Below are 2,073 nucleotides of genomic sequence, written 5' to 3'. Positions count from 1 at the left end.
TGTATTTATATATATATTTAATATTTATGGAATAGAGTTATCCGTAAGTAAAGTTACAAGTCAATTAACAACCCCCATAATGCTGATTCTTATTCCAATACAAATATTAGGCGAACAGTTAATTATTATTGGTACTTTTCTAGTTTCATTGAAAACTTTTAATAAACTAATAAAAAGTCGCTTTGTATTGCTATCTTTATCCTTAATTTTTACTGGGTGTATTTTTGGATTACTACATTTAACAGCATATGATTGGAATGTGATGCAGTGTATATTTTTAATTGGAGTAACTAGTATTTGGCAAATAATCATATACATTTATACTAGAAACATATGGGTTTCTTTTTTAACACATGTTTTATACGACGTTATAGTATTCTCCCTTACATTCATAGGAAATTTGAATGTAAATTTAATAAATTAATATTCTATATTCCTTTATCACATTACATTTCCTTTATGGTCTAAAATCAAACAGGAGTCCTTAATATAAGAACTCCTGTTTATATTATTTAATCATTATTCCAAATGTTACCTGCAAGGGTAACGTCACCAGGACCTCTATTATTTATTACTAAATAAAGCTTTTTATTTGTAGGTATATTTTTTAAAGGTAATAAAAACCATGATGAGGTTTGTTGAGAAGCGATGTTTCCGTAATAGGATTGCGCATTTACACGTTTATCACCATCTTTTGTGATCTCCCATACTTCATATACAATATCAGCTTCTCCTTTAGATGCTACTTGCCAGCCATGTATGGATGTTCCTGAGCTATGAGGAACTGAAAAAGTATCGTTTCTAAAAGCTTTTGTTTTTCCAGCTCCTATTGTTTCACTGTAATAATGTATTGCCTCTGCTGCCTCTGCTTTATTAGTTATTTGTGGAATGTCAAGAACACTACTTCCCCCAAGAATTGAGCCTACAAGAACACTAGAAATCAATAATTTCTTTAACATTTGTTGCACCTCCATAAAATATTTAGATTCTATTTAATATTAGCCAAAATAAAACATATAGTAAATATTGGAAAATTTATAAAAAATAAATGTAATATTCTGTTTATTTAGTAAAAAATAAGTATATTGTTCTATTAAGTTTTACATTTTTTTGATAATAGGATAATATAGACATATACTTCTTCAATTATAATTTTAATTCAAATTTAACAATTTCAGACCCTTTGGGTTACTTGATTAAAGGATTAAATGTATTTGCATTTTTTCTTACAAATCGGTACCCTGAGGGTTTTTTTGCGTTAAAAAAGGGGTGATGAGTATGTAGTAAATAAAGTAGATTGAAAAGCAGGTTAATATTTAATAAGTAAACTATTGCTCAAAAAGGATTTATAGAGAAAATTTATAATAATGGAGGCGTTTTACAATGTTCAAAGAAAACGAAAAAAATGTTGAGTGGGTAAATGTATATTTAAATAAAAAATTCCAGGGATATATTGAAAGAGATAACTATGAACAACTTGCAGCTGCTATTGTAGTTTTAGGAAGACAAGGGGACCTTATTATTACCTCATTCCTTGATGAACAATTGATAACAACATGTGGTTTTTTTCTAGATTATTGCGATCCTGTAATTCGAGAACCACTAATGTATGAATTAATCCCATTACAACAAGGAGCTGCTGTTCCTGAGCTAAAATTACAAACAGATATTGAATCTTATGATGATGTTATTGATGAAAGATAGAATAATAATTCTAGTGATTACCTTAAAAAATATAAATGAATGTTTTCATAACTTAATTTGTATTATATTATGAAATTTATCGATACTGACCTAATCATACTATATATGAGGTGGTCAGTATTATTTATATATACTTACTTCATAACTAAATCTACTTTTTTATTTTGTTCCCCAAAATATCCTACATTCAAAGGCTTTAAAAATCAAATGAAAATTCCTTTAGTATTTTCTTTGTATAATTATTTGTTTTGTCAAGTTAAAAAGATTCTTAAAAATAAAATATTTTTAAGGATTATTATTAAAATATTCCTTCAAAATATTTATATTTCATATTTAGCTAGAAAAATTCAAATTACATAAAGGGAGGTG

The 2,073-nt window shown here is 26.9% G+C and carries 2 protein-coding genes; one reads left to right on the top strand and one right to left on the bottom strand.

The window, feature by feature from the left end:
• Positions 1-512: 512 nt before the first annotated feature.
• The gene (locus tag RCF13_RS10155) at positions 513-959 is read right to left on the bottom strand and encodes a hypothetical protein (protein WP_016121608.1); all 447 of its coding nucleotides are present in this window, start codon (positions 957-959) and stop codon (positions 513-515) included.
• A gap of 424 nt (positions 960-1,383) precedes the next feature.
• Here RCF13_RS10155 and RCF13_RS10150 point away from each other — a divergent pair, with 424 nt between their 5' ends.
• Positions 1,384-1,704: a hypothetical protein gene (locus RCF13_RS10150; protein WP_016121607.1), complete on the top strand. Its 321-nt coding sequence runs from the start codon at positions 1,384-1,386 to the stop codon at positions 1,702-1,704.
• The last annotated feature ends 369 nt before the right edge of the window (positions 1,705-2,073 follow it).

This window comes from Stenotrophomonas maltophilia group sp. RNC7, from assembly GCF_030910085.1.
GTDB classification, from domain to species: domain Bacteria; phylum Pseudomonadota; class Gammaproteobacteria; order Xanthomonadales; family Xanthomonadaceae; genus Stenotrophomonas; species Stenotrophomonas sepilia.
This window is presented reverse-complemented; position numbering and strand designations above follow the sequence as displayed.

Bases quoted from the DNA above. Each gene is read 5' to 3' on its own strand.
- RCF13_RS10150 (WP_016121607.1), top strand. From the start codon at position 1,384: ATGTTCAAAGAAAACGAAAAAAATGTTGAGTGGGTAAATGTATATTTA.
- RCF13_RS10155 (WP_016121608.1), bottom strand. From the start codon at position 959: ATGTTAAAGAAATTATTGATTTCTAGTGTTCTTGTAGGCTCAATTCTT.